This window comes from Micromonospora sp. SL4-19 (assembly GCF_047921475.1).
GTDB lineage: Bacteria > Actinomycetota > Actinomycetes > Mycobacteriales > Micromonosporaceae > Micromonospora.
Map to the genome: position 1 here is coordinate 30,985 of NZ_JBLROB010000004.1, position 15,829 is coordinate 46,813.

The window sequence follows — 15,829 nt, forward strand, 5'->3', positions numbered from 1 at the left end:
TGCTTACGGAACGCTGACGTGGGTGGCCGCCGATCGGTCTGACCGAGAACACTGGTCGGCGTGCGCAGCATCTCGCGCGGGTCCGCCGCGCTGGCCGGGGTCACCGCCGCCGCCGTGGCGATCGGCGCGGCTGAACCGGTTGCCGTCCTCACCGGTCCCCGTTCGGCGCCGCTGATCGCCGTCGGCGGGCTCGTCGTCGACCTGGTGCCCGAGCCGCTCAAGCAGTTCGCCATCGCGCTCTTCGGCACGTACGACAAGGTCGCCCTGCTGGTCGGGACGGCGGTGCTGCTGGCCGCGTTCGCCGCGATGCTCGGCGTGCTGGCGGTCCGGCGGCTCTGGATCGGCCTGGCCGGCATCGCCGCGTTCGCCGCCCTCGGGGTGGGCGCCGCGCTGACCCGGGCCGGCGCGGACGCCGTCGACGCGCTGCCCTCGCTGGTCGGGGCCGGGCTGGCGGCGCTGGCGCTCTGGCTGCTGCTGGCCGGCCCGCTGTCCCCGGACCTCTGGGCCTGGACCCCGCCGTCCGCCGACCGGCCCGCTCCTGCTCCCGCCGCCCCGGCGACCCCGCCGGCCGGTGGTGGCCGGAACGGCCCGACGGCCGGTGGCGGTGGGGTGGCGACGGCCGACGGCGACGGGATCCCGGCACGCGCCCGGCAGGGGGCGCGGTCCGTGGCGGAGGTCGACCCGGACGGCCGCCGGCGGTTCCTGCGCGGCGTGGGCGCGCTGGCCGGCGCGGCGGCCGTGGCCGGGCTCGGCGGCCACTGGCTGGCCGGGCGGCGGAGCGTGTCGGTGGCCCGGCGGGCGGTCGTCCTACCCACCCCGTCCGCCGCCGCCCCGGCGGTGCCGGCCGGGGCGGATCTGTCGCTGGCCCAGCTCGCCCCCTACGTCACCCCGACGAGCGGCTTCTACCGGATCGACACGGCCCTGGTGGTGCCGCAGGTGGACCCGGCGACCTGGCGGCTGCGCATCCACGGCCGGGTCCGGAACCCGATCGAGCTGAGCTTCGCCGACCTGCTCGCCCGGCCGATGGTCGAGCGGTACGTGACCCTGGCCTGCGTCTCCAACGAGGTGGGCGGGGATCTGATCGGCAACGCGCGCTGGCTGGGCGTACCGATCGGGGAGCTGCTGGACGAGGCCGACCCGGAGGAGGGCGCGGACCAGGTGGTCGGGCGCTCGGTCGACGGCTGGACCTGCGGCACCCCGACGGCGGTGCTGCGGGACGGGCGGGACGCGTTGCTCGCGGTCGGGATGAACGGCGAGCCGCTGCCGGTCGAGCACGGCTTCCCGGTGCGCATGGTCGTCCCCGGGCTCTACGGCTACGTCTCGGCGTGCAAGTGGGTGACCGAGCTGGAGCTGACCAGCTTCGCCGACTTCGACGCGTACTGGGTGCCGCGCGGATGGGCGGCGCAGGGGCCGGTCAGGACGCAGTCCCGGATCGACACGCCCCGCCCGCGCAACCGGCTCACCGCCGGCCCGGTCATGGTCGCCGGGGTGGCCTGGGCGCAGCACCGGGGCATCCGCGAGGTCGAGGTACGCGTCGACGGTGGCCCGTGGCGGGCGGCGACGCTCGCGCCGACGGTCTCGGTGGACACCTGGGTGCAGTGGTCATGGCGCTGGGACGCCACCCCGGGTGAGCACACCCTCCAGGTGCGGGCCACCGACGCCGACGGCGTGACGCAGCCGGAGGAGCGCCGGCCGGTCGCGCCGGACGGTGCCACCGGCTGGCACACGGTACGGGTCACCGTCGGCTGATTCCGGCCGGGCACGCCGCGACGCCGCGCCCCGGGTTCGGGACGCGGCGCCGGGATGGTCGGTGGCGGCCGGTCAGGCGATCTTGCGCTGCGCCGGCACGGTGGACTTGTGCGGCCGGCCGAGCCGGGCCTCCAGCCGGGCCACGTCGACCCGGGCCTGCCGGCGGTCGGCCAGATCCTCCCAGCCGAGGGCGAGCAGCCGGAGCCGTTCCGACTCGCTGAACCCGCCCCAGACGCCGTACGGCTCGCGGACCGACAGGGCGTGCGCGGCGCACTCGGCCCGTACCGGGCAGGTCCGGCAGACAGCCTTGGCGCCGGACTCGCGGCGCAGGCGCGACGAGCCGCGCTCACCGTCCGGGTGGAAGAACTGCGCACTGTCCCGCCCCCGGCAGGCACCGAGCCGCTGCCAGTCCCAGAGGTCGACGATGGGTCCAGGCAGTCTACGTACGTTCGACATCAGCACCCCTCCTTCCGCGCGGCACCGCGGAGAAGCCTTCGTAGCCAGCTACCGGGCGGCGGTCCGCGGGGGACACCGATTCCGGCGTGACCCCTCGATACCCGGGCGTTCCCGCGCTCACACATCTGTGATCGAAAACCTCGGACAACTGGCGGCATATGCCCCATCTGCCGGAAAAGTTCGGATGATTGCCCGGAACCTCCACCCCGGCCGACCCCGCCGTGGTCTGCTCTGAGTCGGAGAGGAGACCACTGTGCGTAGCGTTCTAGTGTGCGTCCGGACACCACTCGCGGCCCAGCACCTGACCTCCGCGGCGGCGCGGCTCGGGCTGGCCGGCGCCGTCCGGACGGCAGTCTCCGATCCCGAGGTGATGCTGCGGCTCGCCGAGCGCCCGGTCGACGTGGTGCTCGCCGACACCGCCCTCACCCGGCCGGACAGCGCGGGCTTCGTCCGCCGGGTGCTCGCCCGCGCGCCCCAGGCCGCGGTGCTGCTGCTCGGCGCGGAGGAGTCGGAGGCGGCGGCGGCCACCATCAGCGCCGGCGCGCGGGGGCTCATCCAGGGCGCCGACCACGATCTGACCAGCGCGGTGGCCAAGGCTCTGCTGCTGCTCGCCGCCCCGGGGCGGCCGGCCCGGCACCGGGTGACCGACCCGGCCCGGGACGCCGCCGCGGTCGGTGGATCGGCCCGTTCGGCCGCGCCGGGGCGTACCCCGGCCGGGCCGGCGCCGGCCTGGTCGGCGGGCCCGCCGGAGGGTGCGCCCACGGTGGTCCCCGCGCAGCGCGGCGACGACCCGGCCGAACCGGCGGCCGGCGGCGAGCCGGAGCCGACCCCGGCGGGTGGCCCGCAACGCACCGGTGGCCGCAACGGGATCGGGCTGACCGAGCGGGAACTCCAGGTGCTGCTCGGCATGGCCGAGGGAAAGAGCAACGCGGAGATCGGGCGGGAGCTGTTCGTCTCCGAGGACACCGTCAAGACGCACGCCCGCCGACTCTTCCGCAAGCTGGGCGCCCGCGACCGGGCGCACGCCGTGGCGGCGGGCTTCCGCGCCGGCCTGGTCGCCTGAACCGGGCTGGCCCCGCCGGCCGTCCGCCCGAACCGGTCACTCCTCGGTGGGGGCGTCGTCCTCGGTGCCCTCGGTCAGGGTGTCGTGCACGCCGTCCGCGTATCCCCGGGCGTAGTCCCAGCTGACGTAGTGGTCCGGGTCGGGGTCGTACGCCGGCTCGTGCACACGCGGGCGGCCGGAGCTGAGCAGGTGGCGCAGGTTACCCCGGAGCAGGTCCCAGTCGAAGTAGTGCGGCTCGCGGCAGTCCTCGCACTCGATGACCAGCCCGCGCACGCCGATCGGCTGGAGCAGGGCCTGGTAGATCTCCAGGTCGGCGAGGTCCTCCAGGACGTCCTGCCGCTCGACCTCGGTCAGCGGGTCGAGCGGGTCGTCCTCGCGCGGGTCGTGCAGGCCGGCAGCCGGATCGGCCGGGTCGCCGTTGAACGGGTCGATGGGCTCGTCGTGCACCCCCTCACCGTAGACCCCGGCACACCGGAAAGTCCGCCCCTGGGGACACCCTGTGGCGCCGCCTACCCGGGCCCGGCGCTGCCAGGGTCGGCGCAGCGTAGTGGGTACGATGAAGCCACGCGCCGTCACTCCGGCGCTCGCCGGTGCCCCCGCGCGCCGCCTCGCTGAAGCCCGTCCGACCAGCTCAGGGGAGCAATCGTGGAGAATTCGCCCAGCACCGACCTTCCCGCCGGCGTCGACGGTGGCGAGCTGGCCGGTCACCTGCCCGAGCTGCCGGCCGGCTCGGCGCGGGTGGTGCCGCTCGGGCTGACCTTCGACGACGTGCTGCTCCAGCCGGGCGAGTCGGACGTCGTCCCCAGCCGGGTCAGCACCCGCACCAGGCTCACCCGCACCGTCGAGCTCAACATCCCGCTCCTCTCCAGCGCGATGGACACCGTCACCGAGGCGCGGATGGCGATCGCCATGGCCCGCCAGGGTGGCATCGGCGTGCTGCACCGCAACCTCTCGGTGGAGGACCAGGCGCTCCAGGTCGACCTGGTGAAGCGCTCCGAGTCCGGCATGATCACCAACCCGGTCACCGCCAGCCCGGACGACACCCTCCGCGAGGTCGACGAGCTCTGCGGCCGGTACCGGATCTCCGGCGTGCCGGTGGTCGACGGCCAGGGCCAGCTCGTCGGCATCGTCACCAACCGCGACATGCGCTTCGTCTCCGACCCGGCCACCCCGGTCCGCGACATCATGACCCGGACCCCGCTGATCACCGCCCCGGTGGGGGTGAGCAAGGACGACGCGCTCGACCTGCTGCGCCGGCACAAGGTGGAGAAGCTGCCGATCGTCGACGACTCGGGCAAGCTGCGCGGCCTGATCACGGTCAAGGACTTCACCAAGAGCGAGCAGTACCCGAACGCCACCAAGGACCCCGCCGGCCGGCTCCGGGTTGCCGCCGCGATCGGCGTGGGCGAGGACGCGTACAAGCGGGCCCGCACCCTGGTCGACGCCGGGGTGGACGTGCTGATTGTGGACACCGCGCACGGTCACCAACGGGCCGTGCTGGAGATGGTCGCCCGGCTCAAGAGGGACGTCGCCATCGACATCGTCGGCGGCAACGTCGCCACGTACGCCGGCGCGAAGGCGCTGGTCGACGCGGGCGCCGACGGCGTCAAGGTGGGCGTCGGCCCCGGCGCCATCTGCACCACGCGGATCGTGGCCGGGGTGGGCGTACCGCAGATCACGGCGATCATGGAGGCGGCGCGGGCGGCCCGGCCCGCCGGCGTGCCGGTCATCGGCGACGGCGGCATCCAGTACTCCGGCGACATCGCCAAGGCCCTGGTGGCCGGCGCGGACACCGTGATGCTCGGCGGCCTGCTGGCTGGCTGCGAGGAGAGCCCGGGCGAGCTGATCTTCATCAACGGCAAGCAGTACAAGGCCTACCGGGGGATGGGCTCGCTCGGCGCGATGCAGTCCCGCGGCCAGGCCAAGTCGTACTCCAAGGACCGCTACTTCCAGCAGGACGTGACCAGCGACGAGAAGCTGGTCCCGGAGGGCGTCGAGGGCCAGGTGCCCTACCGGGGCCCGCTGGCCCAGGTCGCCCACCAGCTCGTCGGCGGGCTGCGGCTGGCGATGGGGTACTCCGGCGCCGAGAGCATCCCCGAGCTGCACCGGCGCGGCCAGCTCATCCGGATCACCGCGGCCGGGCTCAAGGAGAGCCACCCGCACGACATCCAGATGACGGTCGAGGCGCCCAACTACCACACCCGCTGACCTTCACCCCCAAACCACCTGGAGTCCCCATGCGTGACGTGGTCGAGATCGGGCTGGGCAAGACCGCGCAGCGCGGCTACCACCTGGACGACATCGCCATCGTGCCGAGCCGCCGTACCCGGGACGTCGACGACGTCTCCACGGCGTGGCAGCTCGATGCGTACCAGTTCGGCATCCCCTGCGTCGGGCACCCGTCCGACGCGACGATGAGCCCCTCCTCGGCGGTGCGGCTCGGCCAGCTCGGTGGCCTCGGCGTGCTCAACGTCGAGGGCCTCTGGACCCGGTACGAGAACCCGACCAAGGTGTTGGAGGAGTTGGCCGGCCTGGACGAGGAGGCTCGGGCCACCAGGCGCCTCCAGGAGGTCTACGCGGAGCCGATCCGACCCGACCTGATCGCCGAGCGGGTCCGCGAGCTGCGGGCCGGCGGTGGCACGGTGGCCGTCCGGGTCTCCCCGCAGCACACCCTCGCCCTCGCTCCGGTGATCCTGGACGCCGGGGTGGACATCCTGGTCATCCAAGGCACTATCGTCTCCGCCGAGCACGTCTCCACCACCGACGAGCCGCTGAACCTCAAGGAGTTCATCGCCGACCTCGACCTGCCGGTCGTCGTCGGCGGCTGCACCGACTACAAGACCGCGTTGCACCTGATGCGCACCGGCGCGGCCGGCGTGATCGTCGGCGTCGGCGGCGACGGCTGGTCGACCACCGAGTCGGTGCTCGGCATCCGGGTGCCGATGGCCACCGCCATCGCCGACGCCGCCGCGGCCCGCCGTGACTACCTGGACGAGACCGGCGGCCGGTACGTGCACCTGATCGCCGACGGAGACATCCAGACCTCCGGTGACATCGCCAAGGCGCTCGGCTGTGGTGCCGACGCGGTGATGATCGGCGAGCCGCTCTCGCTCTGCGAGGAGGCTCCGGCCGGCGGTGCCTGGTGGCACTCGGCGGCCAGCCACCCGTCCCTGCCCCGGGGCGCGTTCGAGACGGCCGGCGAGCCGCTCGGCTCGATGGAGAAGCTGCTCTTCGGCCCGGCCGACGAGCCGGACGGCCAGCTCAACCTCTTCGGCGGCCTGCGCCGGGCGATGGCCAAGTGCGGCTACCGCGATCTCAAGGAGTTCCAGAAGGTCGGCCTGGTGCTCGACCGCTGAGCCGACGCGACCGACGGCCGGCGCGGGTGCGGATTCCGATCCCACCCGCGCCGGCCCGCGTCTAGGCTCGGCGAGTGACGCGCGGCCGCCGGTGGTACGCGGCGGCGCTGGCCGTCGCGCTGCTGGTCACGGGGTGCACTGACGACGACGGGCGGTTCCGGGCCGGGGCGGCCGATGTCGGTGACCCGTACGTGCCGGGGGCCGGCAACGGCGGCTACGACGTCGCCCACTACGCGCTGAAGGTCCGCTACGACCCCACCAGCGACCAGCTCAGCGGCGAGGCCACCGTCACCGCCACCGCCACCAGCGGGCTGTCCCGGTTCCACCTCGACCTGGCCGGCCTCACCGTCGACCGGGTACGCGTCGACGGCGCTCCGGCGAAATACCGGCGCGACGGCAACGAACTGGTGGTCACCCCGGCGCACGGCCTGCCGGCGGGAAAGCGGTTCACCGTCGAGGTGGCGTACGGCGGGGTGCCGCGGCCGCTGCCCGGCGGCGAGCTCGGCGACGGTGGCTTCCAGGCCACCGGAGACGGGGCGATCGCGCTCGGCCAGCCCGAGTCGGCGAGCACCTGGTTCCCGGTCAACGACCACCCCTCCGACAAGGCCACCTACGACGTCGAGATCACCGTGCCCGAGGGGCTCGCCGCGCTCGGCAACGGGGTGCCGAAGGGACAGGACAGCCAGGGTGGCTGGACCACCTGGCGCTGGGCGGAGGGGTCGCCGATGGCCAGCTACCTGACCACGCTGGTGATCGGGAACTACCGGGTCTCGACCGGCACGCACGCCGGGAAGCCCCTGGTCACCGCGGTCGCCGCCGAGCTGCCGGCGGACGGGCCGGCAGCCGCCTCGCTGGCGCGGACCGGCGAGATCGCCGATTTCCTGGCCGGCCACTTCGGGCCGTACCCGTTCGACGCGTACGGCGGGATCGCGGTCGCCGACCAGCGCATCCGGTACGCGTTGGAGACCCAGACGCGGCCGGTCTACGGGCCGGGCTTCTTCGCCGGCAACCGGCCGAACACGGAGGTGGTCGCGCACGAGCTGGCCCACCAGTGGTTCGGCGACAGCGTGTCGCTGGCCCGGTGGAGCGACATCTGGCTCAACGAGGGCTTCGCCACGTACGCGGAATGGCTCTGGAATGAGCACGACGGTGGCCGGAGCGTGGCGCGGGCCTTCGCCGACCGGTACGCGGTGATCGACTGGACGAAGCCGACGGTGGACCCCGGCCGGGCGGCGATGTTCGGCGACGCGGTCTACCAGCGCGGCGCGCTCGCCGTGCACGCGCTGCGCCGCGCGGTCGGCGACGAGACCTTCTTCCGCATCCTGCGCGGCTGGCTGGCCGAGCGGCGGGACGGCACCGCCACCACCGCGGACTTCGTCGGGTACGCCGAGCGGGTCGCCGGTCGGCCGCTGCGCCCGCTGTTCGACGCCTGGCTGGTCGGCGCCACCGCGCCCGCCCTGCCGTGACCCGGACGCCCGCCATGACGCGGATGTGATCGTCGATAGGTAGGCTCCGCGGGCGGAGCGGCCGGCCGGGGCCGCGACGGTCGTGCCCGAGGAGGGGTCGAGGCGATGACGCTGACGCGGCGGGGCGGACGACGACGGCTGGGGCTGCTGCTCTCCGGCACACTGCTGCTGGCCGGCTGCGGAGCGGCGGGCGCGGAGCGGACCGCGACGGCGACGGCGCAGCCCACGCCGAGCGCCGCGCGGAGCTTCGGGCCCGGCGCGGCCGGGGCCGGCGATCCCTACTTCCCGAGTTACGGCAACGGCGGCTACGACGTCGCCCACTACACCGTCAAGGTCCGCTACGACCCGGCCACGGACCGGCTCACCGGGACCACCACGCTGCGGGCCACCGCCACCATGGATCTCTCCGCGTTCAACCTGGACCTGGCCGGGCTGACGGTGCGCTCGGTGACCGTGAACGGGGCCCGGGCCACCCACGCTCGCGTCGACGACGAGCTGGTCGTCACCCCGGCCACCGGCCTCACCGCCGGCAACGGCTTCGTCGCCGAGATCCGGTACGACGGCGAGCCGGCCGCGCTGGACAACGACGTGCTCGGCACGGGCGGCTGGCTGCACACCTCGGACGGGGCGATCGCGCTCGGCCAGCCCGAGTCGGCGAGCACCTGGTTCCCGGTCAACGACCACCCCTCCGACAAGGCCACCTACGACTTCGAGATCACCGTGCCCAAGGGGCTCACCGCGATCAGCAACGGCGTCCCGAAGGGACGGACCACCCGGGGCAACTGGACCACCTGGGCGTGGTCCGAGGGCGCGCCGATGGCCAGCTACCTGACCACGGTGGTGATCGGGAAGTTCCGGGTGACCACCGGGGAGCACAACGGACGGCCGGTGTACAGCGCGGTCACCACGAAGGTGGCCGAGGGCGCCCCGGACCGGTCGATCGCCCGGACCACGGAGGTCGCCGACTACCTGGAGAGCGTCTTCGGGCCGTACCCGTTCGACGCGTACGGCGGGGTGGTGGTCGCCGACGAGCGGATCCGGTACGCGCTGGAGACGCAGACCCGTCCGGTCTACTCGGCCAGCTTCTTCCGGCAGGGCGACAACACCGGGGTGGTCGCCCACGAGCTGGCCCACCAGTGGTTCGGCGACAGCGTGGCGCTGCAGAAGTGGCAGGACATCTGGCTCAACGAGGGCCTGGCCACGTACGCGGAGTGGCTCTGGGCCGAGCACACCGGGACCTCCACCGTCGAGCACACCTTCGAGCAGAAGTACACCGGCGCGTCGGGGCAGGTCTGGCGTACGCCGCCGGGCAAGCCGGGGGTGGCGAACCTCTTCGGCGAATCGGTGTACGAGCGGGGCGGGATGACCGTGCACGCGCTGCGGGTGGCCGTCGGCGACACCGCCTTCTTCACCATCCTGCGGACCTGGGCGGCGGAGAACCAGAACGGCAACGCCACCACCGCCGAGTTCGTGGCTCTCGCCGAGCGGGTCTCGCACAAGAAGCTCGGCAAGCTCTTCGACGCCTGGCTCTACGGCACCGAGCGCCCGGCCGCGCCGAAGCCGCTCTGACTCAGGTCTTCACCCGCAGCTTCGGGTGCGCCGCGAGGAAGGCGTCGGCCGTGCCACCGCGTAGCGCCGCGAGGAACTGCCGGCCCACGGTCTGGAGCTGCTCGCCCCGGTAGGACCCGCCGCTGCCTACTCCCGCGCCGGGGAGCCCGACCAGGACGAAACCGTCCGCGGGCAGCCCGCCCAGGGCGTACGCGATGTCGACCAGCTGTCGCCCGCCGCCGACGTACACCAGGGTCTTGCCGAGGGCGCCGACGACCTGGTCGACCCGCGCCGGGTCCCCGGCCAGCCCCTGGTCGAGGATCTTCCGGGCCAGCGCCCGGATGAGCTGCTGCTGGTGGCGCTGCCGGGTGTAGTCCCCGCCGGCGGTGTAGCGCTGCCGGGCGTAGTCCAGCGCCTGCCAGCCGGTCAGGTGGCGGTCGCCCTTCTCGTAGACCATCTGTGGTCCGACGTAACCCCCGCCGGCCCTGTCCCGGTACTGCCCGTCGGGCTTCCGGTGGATCGACGCGACCCGCTGGTCCACGTAGAGGTCCACCCCGCCGAGGGCGTCGACCAGCTTGTCGAAGCCGCCGAAGGTGAGCACCGCCCCGGCGTCGATGCGCAGCCCCGTGTATTTGCTGACCGTGGTGCGCAGCAGCTCGTACCCCTGCGCGGTGCTCGGGTGTCCCTTGTCGCCGGGGACCCGGCTGCCGTAGCTCATCGCGTGGGTCAGCTTGGTCCGGCCGCCCGGGTAGCCGGACCTCGGGTAGGCCGGGATGTCCACCACCAGGTCGCGGGGGAGGGAGAAGAGGTACGCCCGGTTCAGCCCGGCCGGCACGTGCAGCACCAGGACCGCGTCGGCGTGCGGCTCCCAGCCCGGCACGCTGATCCGGGTGTCCACCCCGACCAGCAGCAGGTTGAGCGGGCCGGTGATGTCGGCGCCCGGTGGCGGGGTCGGGCTGGCCGGGGTCGGGGCGGGCGAGTCGGCGGACGCCGTCGGTGTCGCGGGCGCGGACGGACCGGCGACCGGGTCGGGGGACTGGCGGGAGAGCAGCCGGGCGGTCACCACCGCGCCGGCCGCGATCAGCAGCACGGACACCAGGGCGGCCACCCCCAACAGGTGGCGGCGTGTCGTCATCGTGGTCCCCTTCCCCCGTGTTCCTTCGACGCGCCAGGGGGCGTCCCGGGTTGCCGCCGGCGGGATTCCCGGTCGGTCGAGCGCTCTGCATGATCCGCGAAAAGCCGGCGCTGGCGCTATAGCTACCCGTCGGTAATGATGCCCTCATGCGGTACGACGTGGTCGTCGTCGGGTCCGGCTTCGGTGGCAGCGTCACCGCGCTCCGACTGGCGGAGAAGGGCTACACCGTCGGCGTCCTGGAGGCCGGCCGGCGCTTCGCCGACGACGAGTTCCCGCAGACCTCCTGGCGGGTCCGGCGCTTCCTGTGGGCCCCGAAGCTCGGCTGCTACGGCCTCCAGCGGATCACCCTGCTCCGCTCGGCCGACCGGAAGACCGGCGGTGGCGTCCTGGTGCTCTCCGGCGCCGGGGTGGGCGGCGGCTCCCTGGTCTACGCGAACACCCTCTACGAACCGCTCGACGCGTTCTACGCCGACCCGCAGTGGCGGGAGATCACCGACTGGCGGGCGGAGCTGGCCGGCCACTACGACCAGGCGAAGCGGATGCTCGGGGTCACCAGGTACCCGGTCGTCACCGGCGCGGACCGGGCGATGCGGGCGGTGGCCGAGCGGATGGGGGTGGGGCAGACGTTCCACGCCACGCCGGTCGGCGTGCACCTCGGCCGGCCGGGCGAGCGGGTGCCCGACCCGTACTTCGGCGGGGCCGGGCCGGACCGCACCGGGTGCAGCCACTGCGGCTCCTGCATGACCGGCTGCCGGTACGGCGCGAAGAACACCCTGGTCAAGAACTACCTCTGGCTGGCCGAGCGGCTGGGCGTCCAGGTGCACCCGCTGACCATGGTCACCGCGGTCCGGCCGGCCGCCGGCGGCGGGTACGAGGTGCACACCGAGCGCACCGGTGCCTGGCTGCACCGGCGCCGCCACGTGATCCACGCCGACCAGGTGGTCTTCGCGGCCGGGGCGCTGGGCACCCAGCGGCTGCTGCACGAGATGCGGGCCACCGGGGCGCTGCCCGGGCTCTCGCCCCGGCTGGGCGAGCTGACCCGCACCAACTCGGAGGCGATCCTCGGCGCCTCGGTCGGCCACCGGCAGGCCCGGCAGCGCGGGCTCGACTTCACCGAGGGGGTCGCGATCACCAGTTCGTTCCACCCGGACCCGCAGACCCACATCGAGCCGGTCCGGTACGGCCGGGGCTCGAACGCGATGGGGCTGCTCCAGTCGCTGCTGGTCGACGGCGGCCCGCACCGGGTCCGGCGCTGGCTGGGCGGCATCGTCCGACAGCCGCGGCTGGCGGCCCGGATGCTCTCCGTCCGCGGCTGGTCCGAGCGGACCGTGATCGCCCTGGTCATGCAGTCGGCCGACAACTCGCTCAGCACCCGGTTCCGGCGTGGCGTCCTCGGCCGGCGGCTGGTCACCGGCCCTGGGCACGGCGCGCCCAACCCGACCTGGATCCCGGCCGGCAACCAGGCGGTCCGGCTGCTCGCCGAGGAGATCGACGGTACGCCCGGCGGCGCGGTCACCGAGCCGTTCAACGTCCCGGTGACCGCGCACATCCTCGGTGGCGCGGTGATCGGCGCCACCCCGCAGAGCGGGGTGATCGACCCGTACCACCGGGTCTACGGGCATCCGGGGCTGCACGTGGTGGACGGCGCGGCGGTGTCGGCCAACCTCGGGGTCAACCCGTCGCTGACCATCACCGCGCAGGCGGAGCGGGCCCTGTCGTTCTGGCCGAACAAGGGCGAACAGGATCCCCGCCCAGCGCTCGGTCAGCCCTACCGGCGCCTCGCTCCGGTCCCGCCCCGGCAGCCCGCCGTCCCCGCCCACGCCCCCGCCGCACTGCGGTATGGAAGGGCACCCTCTTGACACCTCTCGTGGAGCAAGGCCCCGTGTTAACACACTCACGCCGGCACGCGGCCGTCCCGCGCCCGGTACGGGGGTGACTGTCGGTAGGCTTTCTGCACATGAGCACGCCTCGCCCCGTCCTCGTGGTGGACTTCGGAGCCCAGTACGCCCAGCTCATCGCCCGCCGCGTACGCGAGGCGAAGGTCTATTCGGAGATCGTCCCGCACTCCATGCCGGTGGCGGAGATGCTGGCGAAGAACCCGGCCGCGATCATCCTCTCCGGCGGCCCGTCCAGCGTCTACGCTCCGGGCGCCCCACAGATCGACGCCGGCATGTTCGACTCCGACGTCCCGGTCTTCGGCATCTGCTACGGCTTCCAGGCGATGGCCCAGGCGCTCGGCGGCACGGTGGCGAGGACCGGCAACCGGGAGTACGGCGGCACGCCGCTGCGCGCCCGTGCGGAGGCCGGCGTACTGCTCCGCGACCTGCCCGACGACCTGCCGGTCTGGATGAGCCACGGCGACTGCGTCACGGAGGCGCCGGCCGGCTTCACGGTCACCGCCGAGTCGGCGGGCGCGCCGGTCGCCGCCTTCGAGGACCTGGCCGGCCGCCGGGCCGGCGTGCAGTTCCACCCGGAGGTCGGACACACCGCGCACGGGCAGGAGATGCTCACCCGCTTCCTCCACGACATCGCCGGCATCGAGCCGACCTGGACGCCCGAGAACATCATCGACGAGCAGGTGGCCCGGATCCGCGAGCAGGTCGGCGACAAGGAGGTCATCTGCGGCCTGAGCGGCGGCGTCGACTCGGCGGTGGCCGCGGCGCTGGTGCACAAGGCCGTCGGTGACCAGCTCACCTGCGTCTTCGTCGACCACGGCCTGCTGCGCGCCGGTGAGGCCGAGCAGGTGGAGAAGGACTACGTCGCGGCCACCGGCATCAAGCTCAAGGTGGTCGACGCCCGCGAGCGGTTCCTCGGCGCGCTGGCCGGGGTGACCGATCCCGAGCAGAAGCGCAAGATCATCGGCCGGGAGTTCATCCGGGTCTTCGAGGCCGCCGCCCGGGAGATCGCCTCGCACGGCGACGTCGAGTTCCTGGTGCAGGGCACCCTCTACCCGGACGTGGTCGAGTCCGGCGGTGGCACCGGCACGGCCAACATCAAGAGCCACCACAACGTCGGCGGCCTGCCGGAGGACCTGAAGTTCGCCCTGGTCGAGCCGCTGCGCACGCTCTTCAAGGACGAGGTCCGCACGCTCGGCCTGCAGTTGGGGCTGCCCGAGGCGATGGTCTGGCGGCACCCGTTCCCCGGCCCGGGCCTGGCCATCCGGATCATCGGCGCGGTCGACGAGGAGCGGCTCGCCGTGCTCCGGAAGGCCGACCTGATCGCCCGGCAGGAGTTGAGCACCGCCGGCCTGGACCGGGGCGTCTGGCAGTTCCCGGTGGTGCTCCTGGCCGACGTGCGAAGTGTCGGGGTGCAGGGCGACGGGCGCAGCTACGGGCATCCCGTGGTGCTGCGCCCGGTCTCCAGCGAGGACGCGATGACCGCCGACTGGTCCCGGCTGCCCTACGAGGTGATCGCCCGGATCTCCACCCGGATCACCAACGAGGTCGCCGAGGTCAACCGGGTGGCCCTGGACGTGACCAGCAAGCCGCCGGGCACCATCGAGTGGGAGTGACCCGGGCTCAGGCCGCCGGCGGCTGAGGCGCCGGCCGGGGCGCCGGGTCCGGCATCGGTCCGGCCTGCGGGGTCGGCGGGGGCGCGCCCTGTGGCGCCGGCCCGGCCGGCGGGGTCGAGCCGGGCTGCGGTCCGGGCCCGCCCCAGGTGGGGGCGGTCGCCGGCGGGACCGGCGGCCAGCCGGGAGCGGTGCCCGCCGGGTGCGGCCAGGCGGGCGCGCCCGCCGGCTCCTCGGGCATCAGGAACCACATGATCGGGTACGCCAGCGCGGCAACCCCGCCGGTGAGCACGGTGGCGACGGCGAAGACGACCCGGACCAGGGTGGGGTCGACGGCGAAGTAGCGGCCGAGGCCGCTGGCGACCCCGGCCACCATGCGGTCGGTGGTCGGTCGCCGGAGCTGCTTGTACGGGGCGTGAGGGGCGTTCGGGAAGGTCATGCCCCAACGGTCGCGCGCCGGGCGGCGGGGGACCTCGGTGACCGCCCGGACTCCTACCCTGACCGGACCCTGAGGCGCCAGAAAAGAGTCAGGAATCTGACTCTTTTCGATGGCGGTAACCATAGCCGGGGAGAATTTCCTCCCGTGACCATCTCGCTGGAGCCGCTCCGACGGATCGCGGCATACGCAGTTTGTGCTGATTCAGACGGCCGAGTGTTGCTGGTCCGCGCATCGGAGCGCTCCGGCACTCCCGGCACCTGGTCCATCCCCGGAGGGGCGGTCGACCACGGTGAGGACCCCCACCACACCGTCGTGCGGGAGACCGCCGCCGAGACCGGCCTCTCGGTCGCCGTCTCCGGCCTCCAGGACGTGATCGCCGACATGCGGGCGCTGCCCGAGCGTGGCATCACCATCCACACCGACCGCCTGCTCTACACGGTCTCCGTGCGGGGCGGGACGCTCACCGAGCGGGTGGACCGGCCGACCGACCTGGCCCGCTGGTTCACCCTCGACGAGGCCCGGGAGCTGCCGCTGCGATCGTTCACCGCGCGCGCCCTGGGCCTGCGCGCCTCGGCCGCCGACGTGGTGCCGGAGGAGGTCCCGGAGTTCCCCTCGTTCTACGCGGTTCCCGGCCCCGACGGGCTGCACCGGGCGCAGCGCTTCGCCGCGTACGCGGTGGTGACCGATCCGGAGGAGCGGGTGCTGCTCACCCGGGTCTCCGACGGATACCCGGGCGCCGGCTGCTGGCACCTGCCCGGCGGCGGCACCGACTACGGCGAGCAGCCGGGCGCCGCGCTGATCCGCGAGCTGGTCGAGGAGACGGGGCAGACCGGGCGCCTGGTCGAGCTGCTCGGCGTCGCCAGCCACCGGGACGCCGCCTCGCTCGGCCCGGAGGGCTACCCGATCGACTGGCACGGCGTACGCGCCTTCTACCGGGTGGTGGTCGACCAGCCGGCCCCGCCGACCGTGGCCGACGTGGGCGGTTCCACCTGCGAGGCCCGCTGGTTCCGTCGGGAGGAGCTGGGCGCCCTCCCCACCGACCGGCTCACCGAGGTCACCGCCGAGGCCGTCCAGGCCGCCCAACTCATCTGACCCTCCCCTCCCGCCCC

13 protein-coding genes are annotated in these 15,829 nt (G+C 74.0%); 9 read left to right on the forward strand and 4 right to left on the reverse strand.

Features of this window, described 5'->3' with window-relative positions; translation table 11 throughout:
- Positions 1-60 precede the first annotated feature (60 nt).
- On the forward strand, positions 61-1,749 hold the full coding sequence (locus ACNAVT_RS07910) for a molybdopterin-dependent oxidoreductase (protein ID WP_416294248.1): 1,689 nt from the start codon (positions 61-63) through the stop codon (positions 1,747-1,749).
- Between the two features lie 72 nt (positions 1,750-1,821).
- Here ACNAVT_RS07910 and ACNAVT_RS07915 read toward each other — a convergent pair whose 3' ends face one another.
- Complete coding sequence (locus ACNAVT_RS07915; RefSeq protein WP_416294249.1) at positions 1,822-2,205, reverse strand: WhiB family transcriptional regulator; 384 nt, start codon at positions 2,203-2,205, stop codon at positions 1,822-1,824.
- Positions 2,206-2,458: 253 nt separating this feature from the next.
- On the opposite strand from ACNAVT_RS07915, the gene ACNAVT_RS07920 reads away from it, so the two are divergent.
- Positions 2,459-3,268 carry a LuxR C-terminal-related transcriptional regulator gene (locus ACNAVT_RS07920; protein ID WP_416294251.1) on the forward strand — a complete coding sequence of 270 codons (810 nt, stop codon included), beginning with the start codon at positions 2,459-2,461 and terminating at the stop codon, positions 3,266-3,268.
- A 36-nt stretch (positions 3,269-3,304) separates the two neighbouring features.
- Here the strand turns inward: ACNAVT_RS07920 and ACNAVT_RS07925 are convergent, their stop codons facing one another.
- Positions 3,305-3,715 (reverse strand): DUF5319 domain-containing protein, encoded by a 411-nt coding sequence (locus ACNAVT_RS07925; RefSeq protein ID WP_416294252.1) that lies wholly within the window; start codon positions 3,713-3,715, stop codon positions 3,305-3,307.
- Between the two features lie 198 nt (positions 3,716-3,913).
- On the opposite strand from ACNAVT_RS07925, the gene guaB reads away from it, so the two are divergent.
- The 4 genes from guaB to ACNAVT_RS07945 all read left to right on the forward strand — a co-directional run bounded on the left by guaB (position 3,914) and on the right by ACNAVT_RS07945 (position 9,659).
- Positions 3,914-5,476, forward strand: a complete 1,563-nt coding sequence (gene guaB / locus ACNAVT_RS07930) for an IMP dehydrogenase (protein WP_416294254.1) — start codon at positions 3,914-3,916, stop codon at positions 5,474-5,476.
- 29 nt (positions 5,477-5,505) lie between these two features.
- Complete coding sequence (locus ACNAVT_RS07935; protein ID WP_416294256.1) at positions 5,506-6,624, forward strand: GuaB3 family IMP dehydrogenase-related protein; 1,119 nt, start codon at positions 5,506-5,508, stop codon at positions 6,622-6,624.
- Positions 6,625-6,698: 74 nt separating this feature from the next.
- The gene (locus ACNAVT_RS07940; RefSeq protein WP_416294258.1) at positions 6,699-8,090 is read left to right on the forward strand and encodes a M1 family metallopeptidase; all 1,392 of its coding nucleotides are present in this window, start codon (positions 6,699-6,701) and stop codon (positions 8,088-8,090) included.
- A gap of 105 nt (positions 8,091-8,195) precedes the next feature.
- Complete coding sequence (locus tag ACNAVT_RS07945; protein WP_416294260.1) at positions 8,196-9,659, forward strand: M1 family metallopeptidase; 1,464 nt, start codon at positions 8,196-8,198, stop codon at positions 9,657-9,659.
- A 1-nt stretch (position 9,660) separates the two neighbouring features.
- Here ACNAVT_RS07945 and ACNAVT_RS07950 read toward each other — a convergent pair whose 3' ends face one another.
- Entirely contained in the window at positions 9,661-10,773 is a 1,113-nt protein-coding gene (locus tag ACNAVT_RS07950) for an LCP family protein (RefSeq protein ID WP_416294261.1), read from the reverse strand.
- A 146-nt stretch (positions 10,774-10,919) separates the two neighbouring features.
- Here ACNAVT_RS07950 and ACNAVT_RS07955 point away from each other — a divergent pair, with 146 nt between their 5' ends.
- Together ACNAVT_RS07955 and guaA are read left to right on the forward strand one after the other, a co-directional pair.
- Positions 10,920-12,632: an FAD-dependent oxidoreductase gene (locus tag ACNAVT_RS07955; RefSeq protein WP_416294262.1), complete on the forward strand. Its 1,713-nt coding sequence runs from the start codon at positions 10,920-10,922 to the stop codon at positions 12,630-12,632.
- A 98-nt stretch (positions 12,633-12,730) separates the two neighbouring features.
- Complete coding sequence (gene guaA, locus ACNAVT_RS07960; RefSeq protein WP_416294264.1) at positions 12,731-14,284, forward strand: glutamine-hydrolyzing GMP synthase; 1,554 nt, start codon at positions 12,731-12,733, stop codon at positions 14,282-14,284.
- A 7-nt stretch (positions 14,285-14,291) separates the two neighbouring features.
- On the opposite strand, the gene ACNAVT_RS07965 is transcribed toward guaA, so the two are convergent.
- Positions 14,292-14,720, reverse strand: a complete 429-nt coding sequence (locus ACNAVT_RS07965) for a PspC domain-containing protein (RefSeq protein ID WP_416294266.1) — start codon at positions 14,718-14,720, stop codon at positions 14,292-14,294.
- Between the two features lie 144 nt (positions 14,721-14,864).
- Between ACNAVT_RS07965 and ACNAVT_RS07970 the strand changes: the two genes are divergently transcribed.
- Complete coding sequence (locus ACNAVT_RS07970; RefSeq protein ID WP_416294268.1) at positions 14,865-15,812, forward strand: NUDIX hydrolase; 948 nt, start codon at positions 14,865-14,867, stop codon at positions 15,810-15,812.
- Positions 15,813-15,829: the final 17 nt, after the last annotated feature.